A 1323-nucleotide genomic window follows, 5' to 3' on the forward strand; every position below is an offset into this window, starting at 1 on the left:
CATGTCGAGGCGGCGTTCTGGACGGAGATCGCCAAGGGCCTTCTGGCCGAGGAAGCGGCCACCGTCATCGGCGTGGCGCCGGCGGTCGCGACGCGCTGGTACCGCCAGTGTGGCGGCATGCGGCCGTTCGATTCGAAGCCCCCCTCGGGCAGGTACCTGTCGTTTTCCGAGCGAGAGGAGATCGCGTTGCTCAGGGCCCAGGGCAAGGGCGTGCGCGAGATCGCTCGAGACGTCGGTCGCAATCCAGGCACGATCTCCCGCGAGCTGCGACGCAACGCCGCCACACGAGGTGGGAAGCTCGACTACCGGGCTTCGGTGGCGCAGTGGAAGGCCGATATGGCGGCCCGGCGTCCGAAGACAGCGAAGTTGGTCGCCAATCCGAGGTTGCACGCCTACGTCCAGGAGAGACTGTCCGGCCAGATCACCACGGCTGGCGGCATGCCGATCGCGGGGCCGGTGACGGGCTCGTGGACGGGGCGGAACAAGCCACATCGCAAGGATCGTGCGTGGGTTCAGGCATGGAGTCCGGAGCAGATCGCGAACCGGATCAAGCTTGATTTCCCGGATGATGAGTCCATGCGCATCAGCCACGAGGCGATCTATCAGGCCCTCTACATTCAGGGCCGCGGGGCGCTGAGACGCGAGCTCATCCTCTGTCTTCGGACGGGTCGCGCTCTGCGTGCGCCACGGGCGCGTTCACGGCGGAAGACCTGGGCGCACGTCACGCCGGAAGCGTTGATCAGCGAGAGGCCCGCCGAGGCCGAGGACCGTGCTGTCCCCGGCCACTGGGAAGGGGATTTGATCATCGGGCTGGAGCGGTCCGCGATCGGCACCGTTGTCGAGCGGTCGACCCGGTTCACGATGCTGGTTCATCTGCCCCGCGAAGAGGGATACGGAACGATCCCTCGAACGAAGAACGGCCCCGCGCTGGCCGGCTACGGAGCGATCTCCATGAAGAAGGCACTCGCCAACACGATGTCGATGCTTCCCGAGCAGCTGACGCGGTCGCTGACATGGGACCGCGGCAAGGAAATGTCGGCGCACACGCAGTTCAGGGTCGAGACCGGTATCCCCGTGTTCTTCGCCGATCCGCACAGCCCATGGCAGCGAGGCACGAACGAGAACACCAACGGACTACTGCGCCAGTACTTCCCGAAGGGCACCGACCTCTCGCGCTGGTCCGCTGAAGAAATCGAAGCTGTCGCTCACACACTGAACACCAGACCCCGCAAGACACTCGGTTGGAGGACCCGGCCGAGGCATTCAACGAGCAGCTACTCTTGCTCCAACAATCCGGTGTTGCAACGACCGGTTGAGTCCAAG

1 pseudogene is annotated in these 1323 nt (G+C 65.3%); it reads left to right on the forward strand.

What is annotated here, in order from left to right:
* Positions 1-1316 (forward strand): annotated as a pseudogene (locus AC0699_RS39770) (IS30 family transposase); the annotation flags it as partial.
* Positions 1317-1323: the final 7 nt, after the last annotated feature.

The sequence above is a fragment of the Streptomyces sp. NPDC043870 genome (genome assembly GCF_056435785.1).